The sequence below is a fragment of the Micromonospora auratinigra genome (assembly GCF_900089595.1).
In the GTDB taxonomy this organism is placed as follows: Bacteria; Actinomycetota; Actinomycetes; order Mycobacteriales; family Micromonosporaceae; genus Micromonospora; species Micromonospora auratinigra.
Map to the genome: position 1 here is coordinate 3,677,079 of NZ_LT594323.1, position 15,889 is coordinate 3,692,967.

12 protein-coding genes are annotated in these 15,889 nt (G+C 74.8%); 3 read left to right on the plus strand and 9 right to left on the minus strand.

The window, feature by feature from the left end; translation table 11 throughout:
- Nucleotides 1-16: 16 nt before the first annotated feature.
- Genes GA0070611_RS16280 through GA0070611_RS16290 form a run of 3 tightly spaced genes read right to left on the minus strand, consistent with a single transcriptional unit; the run spans nt 17 to nt 4,922 of the window.
- Nucleotides 17-1,762: a vWA domain-containing protein gene (locus GA0070611_RS16280; RefSeq protein WP_157740332.1), complete on the minus strand. Its 1,746-nt coding sequence runs from the start codon at nt 1,760-1,762 to the stop codon at nt 17-19.
- The gene (locus GA0070611_RS16285; RefSeq protein ID WP_157740333.1) at nt 1,759-4,131 is read right to left on the minus strand and encodes a hypothetical protein; all 2,373 of its coding nucleotides are present in this window, start codon (nt 4,129-4,131) and stop codon (nt 1,759-1,761) included. Before GA0070611_RS16285 ends, GA0070611_RS16280 begins: the two co-directional genes overlap by 4 nt.
- Nucleotides 4,128-4,922: a nucleotidyl cyclase domain-containing protein gene (locus GA0070611_RS16290; protein WP_157740334.1), complete on the minus strand. Its 795-nt coding sequence runs from the start codon at nt 4,920-4,922 to the stop codon at nt 4,128-4,130. The genes GA0070611_RS16285 and GA0070611_RS16290 overlap by 4 nt, the downstream gene beginning before the upstream one ends.
- Before the next feature lie 339 nt (nt 4,923-5,261).
- On the opposite strand from GA0070611_RS16290, the gene GA0070611_RS16295 reads away from it, so the two are divergent.
- On the plus strand, nt 5,262-8,243 hold the full coding sequence (locus tag GA0070611_RS16295) for an Hsp70 family protein (protein ID WP_091665064.1): 2,982 nt from the start codon (nt 5,262-5,264) through the stop codon (nt 8,241-8,243).
- A 19-nt stretch (nt 8,244-8,262) separates the two neighbouring features.
- On the opposite strand, the gene GA0070611_RS16300 is transcribed toward GA0070611_RS16295, so the two are convergent.
- Both GA0070611_RS16300 and GA0070611_RS16305 read right to left on the minus strand, forming a co-directional pair.
- Entirely contained in the window at nt 8,263-10,137 is a 1,875-nt protein-coding gene (locus GA0070611_RS16300) for a propionyl-CoA synthetase (RefSeq protein ID WP_091665066.1), read from the minus strand.
- A gap of 265 nt (nt 10,138-10,402) precedes the next feature.
- Nucleotides 10,403-10,945, minus strand: coding sequence for a hypothetical protein (locus GA0070611_RS16305; RefSeq protein ID WP_091665068.1), 543 nt, complete (start codon nt 10,943-10,945; stop codon nt 10,403-10,405).
- 99 nt (nt 10,946-11,044) lie between these two features.
- On the opposite strand from GA0070611_RS16305, the gene GA0070611_RS16310 reads away from it, so the two are divergent.
- Both GA0070611_RS16310 and GA0070611_RS16315 read left to right on the plus strand, forming a co-directional pair.
- Complete coding sequence (locus GA0070611_RS16310) at nt 11,045-12,262, plus strand: GNAT family N-acetyltransferase (protein ID WP_091665070.1); 1,218 nt, start codon at nt 11,045-11,047, stop codon at nt 12,260-12,262.
- A 37-nt stretch (nt 12,263-12,299) separates the two neighbouring features.
- Nucleotides 12,300-12,620, plus strand: coding sequence for a hypothetical protein (locus GA0070611_RS16315; protein WP_091665073.1), 321 nt, complete (start codon nt 12,300-12,302; stop codon nt 12,618-12,620).
- 73 nt (nt 12,621-12,693) lie between these two features.
- On the opposite strand, the gene GA0070611_RS16320 is transcribed toward GA0070611_RS16315, so the two are convergent.
- The 4 genes from GA0070611_RS16320 to GA0070611_RS16335 all read right to left on the minus strand — a co-directional run bounded on the left by GA0070611_RS16320 (nt 12,694) and on the right by GA0070611_RS16335 (nt 15,670).
- Nucleotides 12,694-13,164, minus strand: coding sequence for a ribose-5-phosphate isomerase (locus GA0070611_RS16320; RefSeq protein WP_091665075.1), 471 nt, complete (start codon nt 13,162-13,164; stop codon nt 12,694-12,696).
- 64 nt (nt 13,165-13,228) lie between these two features.
- Nucleotides 13,229-14,437 (minus strand): DUF1015 family protein, encoded by a 1,209-nt coding sequence (locus tag GA0070611_RS16325; protein ID WP_091665078.1) that lies wholly within the window; start codon nt 14,435-14,437, stop codon nt 13,229-13,231.
- A 112-nt stretch (nt 14,438-14,549) separates the two neighbouring features.
- Complete coding sequence (locus tag GA0070611_RS16330; protein ID WP_091665080.1) at nt 14,550-14,939, minus strand: hypothetical protein; 390 nt, start codon at nt 14,937-14,939, stop codon at nt 14,550-14,552.
- A gap of 131 nt (nt 14,940-15,070) precedes the next feature.
- Nucleotides 15,071-15,670, minus strand: coding sequence for a mycothiol-dependent nitroreductase Rv2466c family protein (locus GA0070611_RS16335; RefSeq protein WP_407940440.1), 600 nt, complete (start codon nt 15,668-15,670; stop codon nt 15,071-15,073).
- Nucleotides 15,671-15,889: the final 219 nt, after the last annotated feature.

A 15,889-nucleotide genomic window follows, 5' to 3' on the forward strand; every position in this document is an offset into this window, starting at 1 on the left:
CTGTGTGGGGGGGCGATCAGACCAGTTCGCTGGCGATCCGGAAGCCGGTCGGCGGGGAGATGGTCAGCTCCCCCGACCCGTCGATCAGGGCGCGACCGGAATCGATGACGCTCGCGGCCAGGGCTCGCCAGTACTGCGCGATGGCGGCGTGCACGTCGCTGTCGGGCACCATCACGAACCCGAACGTCGGCTCGGTGGCGATGGTGGCGATCAACGCCGGCGGGGCCGCTCCGATTCCACAGGCCACCACATTCGGCGCGTACCGATGGCTGGCGCGGTCGACGAGCCGCCGGTACGGGCTGGTCCAGCTCTCGCCGTCGCGGGGCGCGCTGCCGCTGAGGAAGAAGACGATCGGTCGGCGAACGTTGGGCTGCTGCGCCTTGAGCGCCTCGATGTCGTGGCCGATGGTGTCCAGCAACGTCTCGAAGGCGTTGGCGTAGTTCGCCGGCCCGCGCGGGGTCAGCCAGGGTGACTGGCTGCCCGCCGTCACCACGTCCATGCGAAGCCGACTGGCGACCTCGTCGGCGAAGCCGAGCACGGCCAGCCGGATCGCTGGCGACACGTCGGCTGCCTGCACCAGGCAGTCGTGGAGAGTGTGCAGGCCATTGCTGAGGTCACCGATGTAAGGCGCCACCTCGGCGGACTCGTCAACCATCACGTACACCGGTTGGACCCCCGCCGCCGGGGTCCAGACCCGACTCTTCGGGTCCTGCTCGAGGATGACTGCGGGAGGTTTGTCGCGCCCATCCTCCGGCCCTTGCGCCGCCGCGCCGTGGGCCGCCGGACCGAGCACCGGCGGCTGGGTCCAGCCGGCTGGCGCGGCCGGCAGTCCGACGGGCCGTGCGTCGGTCGCGCCGAGGCGCCGCATGGTGTGCACCAGCATGGGTTCCACGTCGGCGGCCAGGATGAGATCCTTCTCCACCAGGAACCGGAACAGTTCCGTGGTCTGCTGGTTGTGCAGGTCCTGCCGCTGCAGCATCGCCTGCTCGTGAGCGGCGAGCAGTTGCATCGCGGTCATCGTGTCCTGCGGGTTCCGGGCCAGGTGCAGGCGGATCAGTTCGGCCGGGTCGAGCGGCCGGTCCCCCAGCTCGGTCAGTTCGGTGCGGGCCGCCTGGATCCGGTGGTGCTGCTGCATCTGATCGAGCTGGCCCTGGTGCATCGCCTGCTGGACGTGCACGTCGTGCCGGACCCGGTTCAGTTCCACCGTCCGGCCGGCCTCGACCTTCTCCCGCAGGTAACGGCTGGCCGCCTCGTCGGGCAACAACCGGGGTGACAGCGCGAAGATGGTGATGCCCTCGGGCAGCACCCAGCCGGAACCGAAATGTTGGCGTAGGGCGTCCTCGGCCTGGGCCGACTGCTCGATGCCGAACGACCGGGTGATCGGGATGAAGCGGTCGACGATCGCTCCGTAGACGATCGGCATGGCGTCCGTCACGTTGCGCCGGACGATCTCGCAGGGATCGTGCACGCGGAACGCGACGTCCACGGTTGCCACGAAGAAGTGCACGTCGCCGTGAGACGGTAGCGGGGTGCTGCGCAGCTCCGCCCGACGCCGGTGGTCGCCGGTGTCCACGTCGTAGCGGGTCCGGTACGGCGACAACGCCTGCTGCGACCAGCGCATCGGCTTCCCGTCGAAGGTCGTCACCTCGCCGCCGGCCGTCGCGTACACCACGGCACGCGACGGCGTCGTGGCGCGGGTGACGGTGAACGGCCCGCGGATGACCGGGCTCACCTCGAGTATCAGTGGCAGTGGAGTGGTCACTGAGGGCTCCCTCCCGGAGCGAGCGCGGCCTCGACCGCATAGGCCGTCCGCGGGTGTGGTTGCAGGTTGTCGACCGCCCGCCAGCCGGCGGCGAGCCGGCGGACCAGTTGTCGGGTCCGGTCGCTACGGGCGGCGACGTCGGCCAGCATCCGGGTGAACGCGGTCTCCACCCCCCGGTCCGTCTCGGCCATCGCCGCCCATCCGGTCAGGGCCTGTTCGGTGAGGTTGGAGAAGGTGCCAGCGTTCAACACCACCTGCCACATGTCGACCAGCACCACCCGCAACTGCGGATGCCGGTCGGCCAGGAGCAGCAGCGTCGGCCAGGAGGCCGACCGGTCCGGGCCGGCGGCTGGCCGGGCCGGACCGTCGGCCCCGGCCCGGTCGCCGGCTTCCGCCCCGGCCAGGTCGCCCGACCCGGCATCGGCCCGCAGCGACTTCGCCAGCCAGAGGAAGACGTACTGGCCGGCCACGTTGCGCCGGCGGTCGTTGAGCCAACTGGAGATGCGGCTGAGCACCAGCGGCGCGTTGCGCTCCTCGTCCTGCAACAACACGTCGGCGAGACTGTCGCCGATGCCGTTGGCGACGCGGAAGTCGTCGATCACCGCCAACCGGTCGAGGGCGGCCAGGGCGGCCGGCGTGTCGAGTGGCCCGAGGCTCACCCCGTGGATCCGGGCGGCGGTCGCCTGACCGACCGGCAGCGCCGGGTTCCCGTAGAGGCCGGCGACCACGTTCTCCACCAGGGGACGCCACCGGGCGTCCCCGGCGGGCACCCGGAGCGCGTACGCGACCACGTCGCGCAGCCAGTACCGCTGCTCGTCGAGCGCCATGGGGCGCAGCACCCGGGTGAGGACCGCCTCGAACGCGTACGTGGAGAGCAGGCCGAGGGCGGTGCCGGCCCAGACCCGAACCTCCTCCGAGCCCCGGTCGTCGGCCAGGTCGTGCAGCCACTCCAGCAGCTCGTCGTGGATCTGGTACTGCCGCCAGACGTGCTCCAGCACCATCTGGGCGTAGCCGTCGTCCACGTACTCCAGCACGTCGGCCCGGACGTTTCCCCAGGGGCTGCGGATGTCGGTCTGCCTGGACCGGGCCCGCAGCAGCCGTTCCCGCTCCCGCCGGGTCAGGCCGAACGGGTCGCGCCAGGGCGGCTGTCGATCGCCGGCCGTGCCGCCCTCCGGTGGCCCGTCCAGCCGCTCCGCGAGCCGTCGGGCCGCCCGTACGATCACCTCGTAGGGCAGGCCGTTCAGCACCGCCAGCGCGATGGCCAGGCAGCGGGACGGCACGTCCGGCAACCCGCCGAACCAGATGTCGAAGTCCTCCGTCAACCGGTCGGCCATCCGGGCCCGTAGCCGGTCGACGTCCACCGCCCCGCCGTCGAGCTGCTGGCTGATGACCAGGGCGAGGTCCGCGGCCACCTTCAGCGGCGTCCCCGGGACGAAGAGTTCCCGGGTGTACGCCAGCAGATCGGGGTCAGCGAGCAGTCGACTGCTCACGCCCTCCGCGTCGGCGCCCTCCTGGCTGGCCCGCAGCCGCCAGGCGAGGTGGCGGGCGAGTACGTCGACATGGTCCGGCGGGTCGGCCAGGTCCACCACGAACTCCAGTAGGTCCTGGTCGGCCAGGGCGGCGTCGGCGCCGACGGTCAGCACCAGTCGGGCATCGATCCGTTCGAGGACGACGTGCAACTGCTGCAGGACCCAGCCCCGAACGGCGCCCCAGCCGGCCGGCTCGCAGAGCAGGAAGCCGGCGCCCGGCGGCAGTGGATTGCCCGACTCCCCGTCGAGTTCCAGCCAGTGCCCCAACCGCTGTAGGTCGACGTTCTGGTCGAGGTTGAAGACGCGCCGGTCGGAGGGGGACTGCAGCAGGCGGATCGCGGTGGCCGTCTTCCCGGTGCCGCGCGCCCCACGCAGGATCACGATCCGCTTCTCGGCGCAGGCGCCGCGCATCCTCGGCCACTCCGCCGGCTCCACGAAGGCGTGCCGGACCGGATTGGCCAGCATCGGCGACAACCGCTGCAACGGGGTGGGCTCGCGTCCGCCCAGCATGACGACGTACTTGTCCCGGCCCACCTGGTCGCCGCCGATGACGAACTGGGAGGACCGGCGGAGGTTGTGCTGCCGGCGCATCCCGTCGGGCGGCGCCGAGGGCGCCAGCGAGCGGTCCTGCGAGTCGAGCGTTGTCGGCGTGCGCAGCTCGGCGGCCGGATCCGGAGCGCCTGCCGGCGGGGAGGTGGCGGCGGAGCCGTTGCTGTTCGGGGTGGCGGGAGGACCCGCGCCGTCGCCCGGGGCGGTGCCGGCGACCGGCCCCGGAGGCGTGGCCGCCGCGGTCGGCGGTGGACCGGCCGGAGGGGCGGCCGGCGCGGCGGGCGCGGTCACCGCTCCCTCCGGCCCCACACGTGCTTGTCCCCGGCGACCTGGTCACCCGCCACCCGGACGTCCGAGCCGTGGAAGGAGAAGCCACCGCTCTGCGCGATCCGCGGGGAAGGGTCGGGCCGGGCGGCGTGCCGCCCCTCCGGCGAGGCCGAACGTGTCCGCGGATCGCCCAGCGGCGCGTCGTCCGCCGGCATCTCGTCCGGCAGGCCCGGCGGGTACGGATATCCCGGCACCTGGATCCAGATCCGCTCCTGCCGCAACTCCTTCACGTTGAGCACAGCCGGTCCGAAGGTCGACGAGTCGACGAAGCGGTAGTCGTGCCGGACGACACCGCGGTAGATCTCGTCGGAGACCGCGAAGGCGAGAACGGCCGTCGGAGCGGCGGCCAGCGCGTCCCGCAGCACCTGCGCGTCGACGAGCCGGCTGGCCGTGTTGATCGCCTCACCGACCCAACCGTTGGCGTCCCGCTGGCAGAGCCCCTGGTGCAGGGCGACCCGGAAGCGCATCGCGTGCGCCGCAGTGTAGATCTTCGCCTTCTCCCGCAGCCCGGCGTCGAGTGCCCGGACCAGTTCCCCAGCGAGCGCCACGACCGACGTCGCTGCCGGCAGCAGCATCAGGATGCCGTCCCCCCGATCCTGCGGGTGGACGTCGGCCCAGTTCAGATGGGCGTCGGCGAAGGCGTGCCGGACGACCTCGTACATGCTGTCCCGCAGCGAGGACTGCACCGGATTGCTCCGCTTACCGAAACCCTCGATGTCCACCACCAGGATCGAATGCGGGGTGGGCGCAGCCATGGTCACTCCTCACGGTCGTTTCCGAGCGCACGCTGAGGTACATGCTGGGTGGCGACTCCCGCCGCGAGTAGGACATCTGGCGTGGAGGGGTGCTTGTTGTGCGGAACGGTTCCGCCACCATCCGCCTTGTCGGCGGCGGGAATCGCAGAGCCACCGTCCCGCAGATTCAGCAGGAGCGATGGACCGCACATGCTATCGATTGATCGACACCCATAGAAGACAAGAACCCGACACAGATTTTCCTCTTCCGCATACCGCCGCGACCGCAGACCGGCCATCGGACGGGGCTGCGTACGATGCGGGGCCGGGCGTCCCCGCGTCGGGTGGAGGTAGTGACGGATGTCAGGCCAGCAGGACGGACACGCCCTCGGCGTCGACCTCGGCACCTCGAACACCGTGGCGGTGCTGCGGTGGCCGGACGGGCGGACCAGGCCGCTGCTGGTGGACGGGCACCCGATCCTCCCCTCCGGGGTGTACGCCGACACCGACGGTCACCTGCACGTGGGGCGGGACGCGCAGCGGCTGGCCCAGGCCGACCCGACCGGCTACGAGCCGAACCCGAAGCGCCGGGTCGACGAGGAGACCGTGGCGCTGGGCGGGCGGGCGTACCGGCCGGCGGAGCTGCTGGCGGCGACGCTGCGCGCGGTGGCGGACGCGGCGGTGGCGGCGGTGGGGTTCCTCCCACCCGCGGTGGTCACCCACCCGGCGGCCTGGTCGCCGCCCCGGCGGCAGGTGCTGCACGACGCGTTGGAGCTGGCCGGCTGGCCGGCGGCGGCCGAGCACACGCTCGCCGGGCCGATCGCGCCCGGCACCCGGCTGCTGCGCGAGCCGGTGGCCGCGGCCCGCTACTACACCCAGGTGCTGCGCCGGCCGGTGCCGGTGGGCGGCGCGGTGGCGGTGTTCGACTTCGGCGGCGGCACCCTCGACGTGGCGGTGCTGCGCAACGAGGGGGCCGACCCGTGGGGCGACTCGGGGTTCCACCTGGTCGCCACCGGTGGGGTCGCCGACCTCGGCGGGCTGGACCTGGACGCCGCGCTGCTGCGCCGGCTCGGTGAGCTGGTCGGCCCGGCGCACCCGGCCCAGTGGGCCCGGCTGACCGACCCGGGGAGCACCGCCGAACGGCGGGACCGGCAGCAGCTCTGGGAGAACGTGCGCGGCGCGAAGGAGATGCTCTCCCGGGCGATGGTCGCGCCGGTGGCCGTACCGGGGGTGGAGGCAGCCGTTCCACTGTCCCGGGCGGACCTGGAACGGCTCGCCACGCCGCTGCTGGCCCGGGCGGTCGCCGAGACCCGGGACGTGATCGCCGCGGCGGGGCTGGGCCCGGAGCAGCTCTCCGGCCTGTTCCTGGTCGGCGGGTCGACCCGGATGCCGCTGGTGGCCCGGCTGCTGCACGCCGAGCTGGGCATCGCGCCGACCGTGCTGGAGCAGCCGGAACTGCCGGTGGCCGAGGGAGCGCTGACCGACCTGCCGCTGCCCCGGCCCGGCCGGCCGGTGACCGCCGTACCGGCCCCGGCCGGACCGCACGGCACCGTGGCGGAGCGTGCGGCGGCGGAAACGCCGGTCAGCGGCCCGCCGGCCGGCCCGCACGGCACGCGCGCCGACCGGGCGGCGTACCCCGCACCGGTGCCCGCCGGTGCCGCCGACACGGTGCCGGACGGCGCGGCGCTCGCCGGTCCGCACGGCACGGTGCCGGACGGCGGCGGGGGCTACCCGGCCGGGCCGCACGGCACCCTGGTCGCCAACCCCACCCCGCCCCGGCCGACCGGCCACCCGGCCCCCCTCGGGTACGCGGGCGCGGGGTCGCCGTGGGCGGGGTCGCCGCCCGCCGCCCCGGACCGGCCACCCGCGCCCGGGAACCCGGTGTCGCCCGGTCACCCCGCCCTGTCCGGCTGGTCGCCGGGGACGGGATCCGGTGGTCCGGGCGTACCCCCGGGGTCTCCGGTTCCGCCCGCGCCCGGCGGCCCGGCACGTGGCCCACGGGCCCGCTGGATCGTGCTCGCCGCCGGCCTGGCGCTGCTCGGCGTGGTGGCGGCGACCGCGTTCTGGCTGCTCCGCGACCGTCACCCGGCGCTGGACTTCCACGACAGCCTCGACCTGGTCAAGGCGGTGCCGGCCGGTGACGAACGGCCGGGAGCGATGTTCACCGCCACCCTGGCCGACCGCGCCTACCTGGCCTACCCGCTGCCCGACGACCGGTTGCAGGTGGTGGCGGTCGACACCGCCACCGGCAAGCCGATCTGGCGGGAACCCACCCCGGTGGCGGCCGAGCGGTGGGCGGGCATCCGGGCGCTGCCCGACGGGGTGGCCGTCCTCGCGGACGCGAGCGGGGACAGCACCCCGCGCCCGCTGGTGGTGCTCGACGGCGGCGACGGCAAGCGGCGCTGGGACCTCAGCGTCCACGGTGACGACGCGTTCTACCTCGGCACCGGCACGCTGGCCTGGCTGGACCGGTCCGGGAACCGGCTGGTCGGGCTGCGGCTCGACGACGGCCACCAGCAGTGGGCGCACGACAACCCGCGCAACGAGTACGGCGACGCGCGGACCCGGGTGCTGCCGGTGGACACCGGCGAGGCGCTGGACGGGTCCGCGTACCTCGACGGCTCGCCCCGCACCCCGTGGGCCGGCCGGGCCGATCGGCTGGTGCAGGTGGGCGCGGACCGGTCGGTGCGGGTGATCGAGCTGGCCGGCGGCGAGGTGCGCAGCCGGCCCAACGTGGCCGACGTCGACGACCCGCTGGCCGCCCGGGACGACCGGCTGTACGTGGTCGAGGAGAACCAGGGCTACCGGCTGCTCGCCTACGACCTGGCCGAGCTCGGTAACCCCAAGGTGCTGCACTCCTCGGCCGACGAGCAGACCCGGGCGAAGTCGCTGGTCACCTGCGGCGCGCACCGGGCCTGCCTGCTGGAGGTGCCGGGCGCCGGGGCGGACGCGACGAAGGTGGTCGCGGTGACCGAGGGCGAGGCCGCCAGGAGCTGGGCCGCCCCGAAGGCGGAGACGCTGGTGCCGGTCGGCGAGCACCTGCTGGCCGGGCGCGACTCGCCCCGGCCCACGGTGACCCTCTTCGACCCGGACGGCGGCGTGGTGCTGCGGGACCGGCCCGGGGTGGCCGTCCGCCTGGACGCCGGCAACGTGCTGCTCTTCGGCGAGTCACCGAGCAGCGGTGAGGACAACCGCAGCCTCGCCGGGCTGCCGAAGAACGCGAACAAGCCGCACGAGATGGGCGAGCTGCGGGGCGTGCGCAGCGACTCCTGCTCGTGGAACACCCAGGTGATCGTCTGCGGGGCGGAGAAGGAGTTCGTGCTGTACCGCTTCGCCGGGTGAACCCGGTCGCCCGACCCGCTCAGCGCCCCAGGTCGCGGAAGACCGCCAGCGTCGTCGGGTCGTCGATGGTGGCCGGCACCGGCTCGTCGCGCCCCTCGACCAGGCCACGCATGGTCCGGCGGAGGATCTTGCCGGAGCGGGTCTTGGGCAGCGCCGGCACCACGGTCACCCGGCGGAAGGCGGCCACCGGCCCGATCCGCTGCCGGACCAGGGCGACCAGTTCCGCGGCGAGGGTGTCCGGGTCGGCGTCGGCGCCGGCCTTGAGCACCACGTACCCGCTGGGGACCTGGCCCTTGAGCGCGTCCGCCACCCCGATCACCGCGCACTCGGCCACCGCCGGGTGCCCGGCCAGCACCTCCTCCATCGCGCCGGTGGAGAGCCGGTGCCCGGCCACGTTGATCACGTCGTCGGTGCGGCCCATCACGTAGAGGTAGCCGTCGGAGTCGAACCGGCCGCCGTCGCCGGTCAGGTAGTGACCGGGGAAGGCGCTCAGGTAGGAGCGGACGTAGCGCTCGTCGTCGCCCCACAGGGTGGGCAGGCAGCCCGGCGGCAGCGGCAGCCGGATCACGATCGAGCCGTCGGTGCCCGCCGGCACCTCGCGGCCGCCCGCGTCGACCACCCGCACGTCGTACCCGGGGACGGGCACCGAGGGCGAGCCCGGCTTGATCGGCAGCGGCTCCAGGCCGCGCGGGTTGGCCGCCACCGGCCAGCCGGTCTCCGTCTGCCACCAGTTGTCCACCACCGGTACGCCGAGCCGCTGCCCCGCCCAGGCCCAGGTGTCCGGGTCCAGCCGCTCGCCGGCCAGGAAGAGGGTGCGCAGGCCACTCAGGTCGTACCGGGCGAGGTGCGTACCGTCCGGGTCCTGTCGGCGGATCGCGCGGATCGCGGTGGGGGCGGTGAACAGGGCGGCCACCCGGTGCTGCGCCACCACCCGCCAGAACGCGCCCGCGTCCGGGGTGCCGACCGGCTTGCCCTCGTAGAGGACGGTGGTCGCGCCGGTGAGCAGCGGCCCGTACACGATGTAGGAGTGGCCGACCACCCAGCCGACGTCGGAGGCGGCCCAGAAGACGTCCCCCGGCCCGATGCCGTAGACGTTGCGCATCGACCAGCGCAGCGCCACCGCGTGCCCGCCGTTGTCGCGGACGACGCCCTTCGGCCGGCCGGTGGTGCCGGAGGTGTAGAGGACGTAGAGCGGGTCGGTGGCGGCCACCGGCACGCAGTCGACCGGCTCGGCGTCGGCCATCACCTCGGCCCAGTCGAGGTCGCGCCCGGCGACCAGCGGGGCCGGCTCCTGCGGGCGCTGCACCAGCACGCAGCGCTCCGGCGCGTGCGTCGCCTCGGCCAGGGCGGCGGTGAGGATCGGGTGGTACGGCACCACCCGGTCCACCTCGATCCCGCACGAGGTGGCGACCACCACCTTCGGCCGGGCGTCGTCGATCCGGACGGCCAGTTCGTGGGCGGCGAACCCACCGAAGACCACTGAGTGCACCGCGCCGATCCGGGCGCAGGCGAGCATCGCGACGACCGCCTCCGGCACCATCGCGAGGTAGAGCAGCACCCGGTCGCCACGGCCCACCCCGAGCCGGCGCAGCGCCCCGGCGAACCGGGCGGTCTCGGCCAGCAGCTCGGCGTACGTGCGGGTGGTCACCGTGCCGGTGACCGGACTGTCGTGGATCAGCGCCGGCTGGTCGCCCCGGCCGGCCGCCACGTGCCGGTCGAGCGCGTTGTGGCAGGTGTTCAGCTCCGCGTCGGGGAACCAGCGGTACAGCGGCGCGGCGCTGTCGTCGAGGATCCGCTCCGGTGGCCGGTACCAGTCGATCTCCGTCGCCGCCTCCCGCCAGAAGCCCTCCGGGTCGGCGATGCTCCGCTCGTACGCTGATCGATACGCGCCCATGGCGTCATGCTGCGCCGCCGACCCGGCCCGCCACGACGGCCGCCCGGGGTCGGTGCGCCGGAAGCGCGCCCCGGCTCGCCGAACGGTCGTCGCCTCGGTCGGGCCGGGGGCGCCGGGGCGTCCGGTCAGCCCACCGGGCGACGGATGAACCGGCCCGGGCCGGGTAATGCGAGCGGCGTCCTGGTGGAGTGACGACCGGGGTCGCGGCGTGCCGTGACCGGGCGCGCGGGCGGGCGGCACCGAGCCGACCCGCCCGCGCCGACGCTCAGTTGCCGGTCACCCAGTTCCAGGCGTCGACCACCCACTCGGTCTGCTGGAGGTACGCCACCCCCACGCCGACCAGGAAGATCGCGGTCACCAGGTGCGCGCCCCGGGCGCTGCGCCGGATCCGGCCGAGCTGCCGCTCCCAGACGATCCGGCCGAGCAGCCGGGCCAGCGCGAAGAGCCCGACCGCGGTGAGCAGGCTGAGCACGAAGGTGAGCAGCGGCGCGGCCAGGTTGCCCCGGCCGGAGATCGCCCAGATGCCCCAGCAGACGAAGGCGAACAGCCCGCCGGCCGCGCTCAGCTCCCCGCCCCGGCGCAGCTGGGTCAGGTGCCAGCTCATCGGGCGGCGCGGGCCGGACTCCCCGGCCCAGTGGTTCGGGTCGACGGCGGGGAACTGCTCCGTCCGGGTCGTACGCGGACGCGCCTGCCCGACCTGGGCCACGCCGCGCTGGAACCCGTCCCGCTGCGGTGGGACCACCCCCACACCGGGCTGCGGTGGCACCTCCACGGTGCGCTCCGCCCACGGCTGTGTCTGGTCCGCCATCTCGTTGCCTCCCCCTCGACCGACGCCGGCCACGTTTCCGAGGGTAGCGAGCCGACAAAGTCGGTCGCCGACCCGGACATGATGGGCTACACACGTCGAATGGACATCACGGTGCCCCGGGCCGCGGATTTCGACGACATCTCCGGGCTCTTCTCGCTGGCCTTCCACGACGCTCCCGAGCCGGAGGTCGTCGACATCGAGCGGAGCGTGTTCGAGCCCGACCGGGCCCTGCTGGTCCGGGACGCCGGCGTGCCGGTGGCGCACGCCACCGCGTTCACCCGGGAGCTGACGGTGCCCGGCGCGGTGCTGCCCGCCGCGCACGTGACCGGGGTCGCGGTCGCCCCCACCCACCGACGCCGGGGCCTGCTCACCGCGCTGATGCGCCGGCAGCTCCGGGAGATCCGCGACGCCGGCCGCGAGCCGGTGGCGGTGCTCTGGGCCAGCGAGGGCCGGATCTACCCGCGCTTCGGCTACGGGCTCGCCGCGCGGCGCTGCACCGTCCAGTGCGACACCACCGAACTGCGGCTGCCGGACCCGGGGCCCGCGGCGGGCACGCTGCGCCTGGGCCGCGCCGACACCCACGCCGCCGAGCTGGCCCGGCTGTACGAGCGGGTCCGCGCCGACCGGCCCGGCTGGTCGGGCCGGGACGAGCGCTGGTGGGCGTACCGGCTGGCCGACCTGGCGAGCCTGCGCGGCGGGGCGACGCCCCGTCGGGTGCTGCTGCACGACGGGCCCACCGGCCCCGACGGGTACGCGCTGTACCGGGCGAAGGAGGAGTGGGGGCCCACCGGTCCGTGCGGCCAGGTCCTGGTCGAGGAGGTGGTCGCCGCCACCGGAGAGGCGTACGTCGAGCTCTGGCGGCTGCTGCTCTCGGTGGACCTGACCCGCCGGCTGTCGTTCCGGTACGCCGCCCTGGACGAGCCACTGTTCTGGCTGCTGAACGAACCTCGCCGGCTGGGCGCACAGCTCGCCGACTCGCTCTGGGTACGCGTGGTCGACCTGCCGGCCGCGCTGGCCGCCCGTCGCTACGCCACCGAGGTGGACGTGGTGCTGGAGGTGACCGACGACCTGCTGCCGGAGAACACCGGCCGGTGGCGGCTGGTGGGCGGCCCCACCGGCGCCGAGTGCGTCGCCACCACCGCGCCCGCCGGGCTGGCCTGCGACGTCCGCGCCCTGGGTGAGCTCTACCTGGGCGGGACCGGGCTCGGCGCGCTCGGCGCCGCCGGCCGGGTACGCGAACTGGTCCCCGGCACCGTCGCCGCGACCGCGCCGGCCTTCACCTGGCACCGGGCCCCCTCCCCCATGGAGGTCTTCTGACCGCTCCCGAGGACCGGCGGGGCGGTACGGTCGGGGGATGGGTGATACGGAGCGACGGCGACGCCGGCTGCGGCACCACGGGGACACCGCGACGCCCGAGACCGAGGGTCCGGCCGCGGCCACCGTGCCGGTGCACGACGAACCGCCCCGGGGCCGCCGCTCCGGCCCCGACGAGGGCGAGCGCGGCCTGCGCGGTCTGGTCGGCTCCGGGTCGTCGCAGGTGAGCGCCACGGCAGCGCTACGGGCCCGGGACGCGGCCCGACCGACGGACGCGGACCTGGCCGAGGCCGAGGCCCGCGTGGTGATCGTCCGGCGCAACTGGGTGCCCCGCGAGGAACTCCCCCGCTCCGGCCGCTGACCAGGTCGGGCACCGGCCGGCGTACGCACGCGACGCCGGCCGGCGACACGAGGCGCCGGCCGGTCGGCGTGGGTCAGGCGGGCAGGTCGGGGAGGTGGCGGGTCTGCTCGTACGCGGCCACCTGCTCGATCCGGCGGGAGTGCCGGGGGTTGCCCGAGAACGGGGTGGTCAGGAAGGCCTCCACCAGGGCGGCCGCCTCGTCCAGGGTGTGCTGGCGGGCGCCGATGGCGACGATGTTGGCGTCGTTGTGCTCCCGGGCGAGCTGGGCGGTGTCGATGTTCCAGGCGAGCGCGGCGCGCACCCCGGCGATCTTGTTGGCGGCGATCTGCTCGCCGTTGCCGGAGCCGCCGATCACCACGCCGAGGCTGCCCGGGTCGGCGACCACCCGGTCACCGGTGTGCAGGCAGAACGCCGGGTAGTCGTCGTCCGGGTCGAAGGCGTGCGGGCCCACGTCGACCACCTCGTACCCCTGCTTGGCGAGGTGGTTGGCCAGGTGCACCTTCAGCTCGAAACCGGCGTGGTCGGATCCCAGGTAGACGCGCATACCGCGCAGTCTGACAGGCCCGCCGCCGGGCCGCCGCGCGGGCGGCGACCCGGAGGCGGATTCGTCACAGGTTCCGCTGTGGCAGCTCGGCGACCACCAGGCCGGCCCGCGCCTTCGGGGTGAACCAGGTGCTCTTGCGGGGCATCTTCTCCCGGGCCAGGTTGACCGCGACGAAGTCGTCCACGGTCACCGGGGCGATCAGCACCGCCAGCTCGGCCCGGCCGGCGTCGACCTCACCGGTGAGCCAGCTCGCCGGATAGTCGCCGCCCACGTAGGTGATCCGCTTGTCGCCCGGGTCGAGGCCGAGCGCGTCACGCAGCAGCAGCCGCTCGACCAGCGCGTGGTCGAGGTTCTCCAGCCGCTCGCCGCCGACGTGCGGCAGGGTCACCGCGTACCCCTGGCCGGCGAGGTGGAGGTGGACGGTGCCGCCGGCCGCCGGGACCTCGACCGGGCCGGCGACCGGGCTGATCTCCGCGCCGGCGGCGCGGAGCCGGTCCAGCAGCTCCGCCGGGGTGGTGGTCAGCTCGCTGACCAGCCGGTTGTACGGCTGGATGGCGACCGAGGCCGGCGTGGTGATCACGGAGAGGAAGCGCGGGAAGCCGCCGGTCTGCGCGGCCAGGCTGCGGTGGTTGCCGTCCGCGACCACCAGCTCGCCGCCGCCGGCCAGCGCGGTCACCTCGTCCTGCGCCGGGCCGGGGCCGAGCAGCCAGATGGCGTGCGTCCGGCCGGCCTGGTCCACGTCGGTCGCGGCGGGCGCGCCGGCCGTGTCGGTCGCCGTCGCGAGGGCGGCGTGCAGCTCGTCGCCGCGCCCGGTCTGCAGCAGGAGTACGGGCGAGAGCAGGTGACCGAGCGCCTCGGCGAGGGCGACCCGCTCCCGCACCTTGGCGATGAAGACGTCCTCGTTGCGGATGACCAGGCCGGGCTCGTCGGCCCGGGTGGAGATCTGGTCGGTGTCGACCATGGCGAAGAGGCCGTACGCGCTCTCCTCACCGGGGGCGCTGATCCGGTAGAGGACCACGACCTCCTCGGCCGGGGTGTAGCTGCCGTCGGCCTTCGCCTCGGCGAGCCGGGACACCGCGTCGGGCAGCGCGTCGAGGAAGGACTTCCCGAGGCTCTCCGGGGCCCGGTGGGGCATCTCGATGCCCAGGGCACTGTGCGGGTTCGCCTCGACGATGGCGGTGATCTCCGCGTCGTCGGCGAACTCGTCGTAGTTCTGCGCGCCGGTGCCGCCAGTGGTGATCCAGGCCCGGGCGATCGGATGCACGACCGTCATGCCCGCTGACGCTACCCGCGCCCGTCGCGGGCCCGCCGTCGGACCCGCACGCTTCCACCAGATGAAAGGGCGGGCCCACCGGCTCGGCGGCGGGCCCTCCCCCACCGGCGTCTCAGGCCGGGCGCTCGGCGCCGGCGCCCCGGTGCCGGCCGGCGGCGGGCCGGCGGGTGCCGGCCGGGGCGGCCGGACGGGAGGCGGCACCGGGGGTGAGGCGTACCGTCGTGGCCCCGGCCAGGGCGGGACGGCCCACCGTCGCGGCGGTGCGGACCGGGCCGGGGGTCCGCGCCGGGACGGGCGCGTCGGCGGGTGGGGTCACCCGCGAGGTGGCCACCACCCGGGCGACGCCGACCACGATCGGCGGGGCGAGCAGGTCCACCATCTCGGCGGGCAGGGACGGCCGGACGGCGGGCCAGTCGCCCTCGGCCACGGACCAGTACGTCGCACCGGAGTCCTCGGTCACCGTCTCCGGCCCGTCGTCGGACGTACGGCGGTGCTTACCCATGGGAACGCCTCCAGGAGCTGCCGGGGGCGGCCCGGACGGCCGCCGGCGGGAACACCCGGTGAAACGAGACCCACGCCGCCCGGGTGACGCGGACGGCGCGGGTCGCGACGGGCCGGTGCCCTCGCGGGCGGTCAGTCGAAGATCGGGCCCTGCTCCCGGGTGCGCTTGAGCTCGTAGAAGCCGGGGGTGCCGGCGACCAGCAGGACGCCGTCCCAGAGCCGGCCGGCCGCCTCGCCCTTCGGCGCGGGGGTGATCACCGGGCCGAAGAACGCGACCTTCCCGCCGTCCGGGCCGGGGGCGTGGATCACCGGGGTGCCCACGTCGGTGCCGACCGGCCGCATGCCCGCCTCGTGGCTGGCCCGCAGCGCCTCGTCGTACTCGGTGGACTCGGCGGCGTCGGCCAGCACCGGGTCCAGCCCGACCTCGGTGAGCGCGCCGACCAGCAGGTCCCGGCCCAGTTCCTCCTTGCCGAGGTGGATCCGGGTGCCCAGCGCGGTGTAGAGCTTCGCCAGCGTCTCCGGGCCGTGCGCCTGCTCCACCGCGATGCAGACCCGCACCGGGCCCCAGCCCTTGCGCATCAGCTCCTGGTACTGCTCGGGCAACTCCCGCCCCTCGTTCAGCACGGCGAGGCTCATCACCCGGAAACGGATGTCCACGTCCCGGACCTGCTCGACCTCCAGCAGCCAGCGGGAGGTGATCCACGCCCACGGGCACAGCGGGTCGAAGTACATGTCCACGGCGCCACGATCGGTCACGGCGATATCCCTTCACGACTTCGCGCGCCGGACCTCCGGCGCCTCACCCCTGATCCTCACCCCGGCCGGCATCGACCGGCACCGGAATGAGAGCGTGACCTCGGCCACCGAAGGGTGCCAGTGCATGGAAGACTCGGCTGGACCGGCCGTCACGAGCGGCCCGGTGCGGCCGGAGCCGCGGGCGCGGCGAGACGA

Coding starts and splice junctions, on each gene's coding strand:
- GA0070611_RS16330 (WP_091665080.1), bottom strand. CDS start 14,939: ATGGGTAAGCACCGCCGTACGTCCGACGACGGGCCGGAGACGGTGACC.
- GA0070611_RS16310 (WP_091665070.1), top strand. CDS start 11,045: ATGGACATCACGGTGCCCCGGGCCGCGGATTTCGACGACATCTCCGGG.
- GA0070611_RS16295 (WP_091665064.1), top strand. CDS start 5,262: ATGTCAGGCCAGCAGGACGGACACGCCCTCGGCGTCGACCTCGGCACC.
- GA0070611_RS16305 (WP_091665068.1), bottom strand. CDS start 10,945: ATGGCGGACCAGACACAGCCGTGGGCGGAGCGCACCGTGGAGGTGCCA.
- GA0070611_RS16335 (WP_407940440.1), bottom strand. CDS start 15,670: ATGTACTTCGACCCGCTGTGCCCGTGGGCGTGGATCACCTCCCGCTGG.
- GA0070611_RS16315 (WP_091665073.1), top strand. CDS start 12,300: ATGGGTGATACGGAGCGACGGCGACGCCGGCTGCGGCACCACGGGGAC.
- GA0070611_RS16325 (WP_091665078.1), bottom strand. CDS start 14,437: ATGACGGTCGTGCATCCGATCGCCCGGGCCTGGATCACCACTGGCGGC.
- GA0070611_RS16300 (WP_091665066.1), bottom strand. CDS start 10,137: ATGGGCGCGTATCGATCAGCGTACGAGCGGAGCATCGCCGACCCGGAG.
- GA0070611_RS16320 (WP_091665075.1), bottom strand. CDS start 13,164: ATGCGCGTCTACCTGGGATCCGACCACGCCGGTTTCGAGCTGAAGGTG.
- GA0070611_RS16290 (WP_157740334.1), bottom strand. CDS start 4,922: ATGGCTGCGCCCACCCCGCATTCGATCCTGGTGGTGGACATCGAGGGT.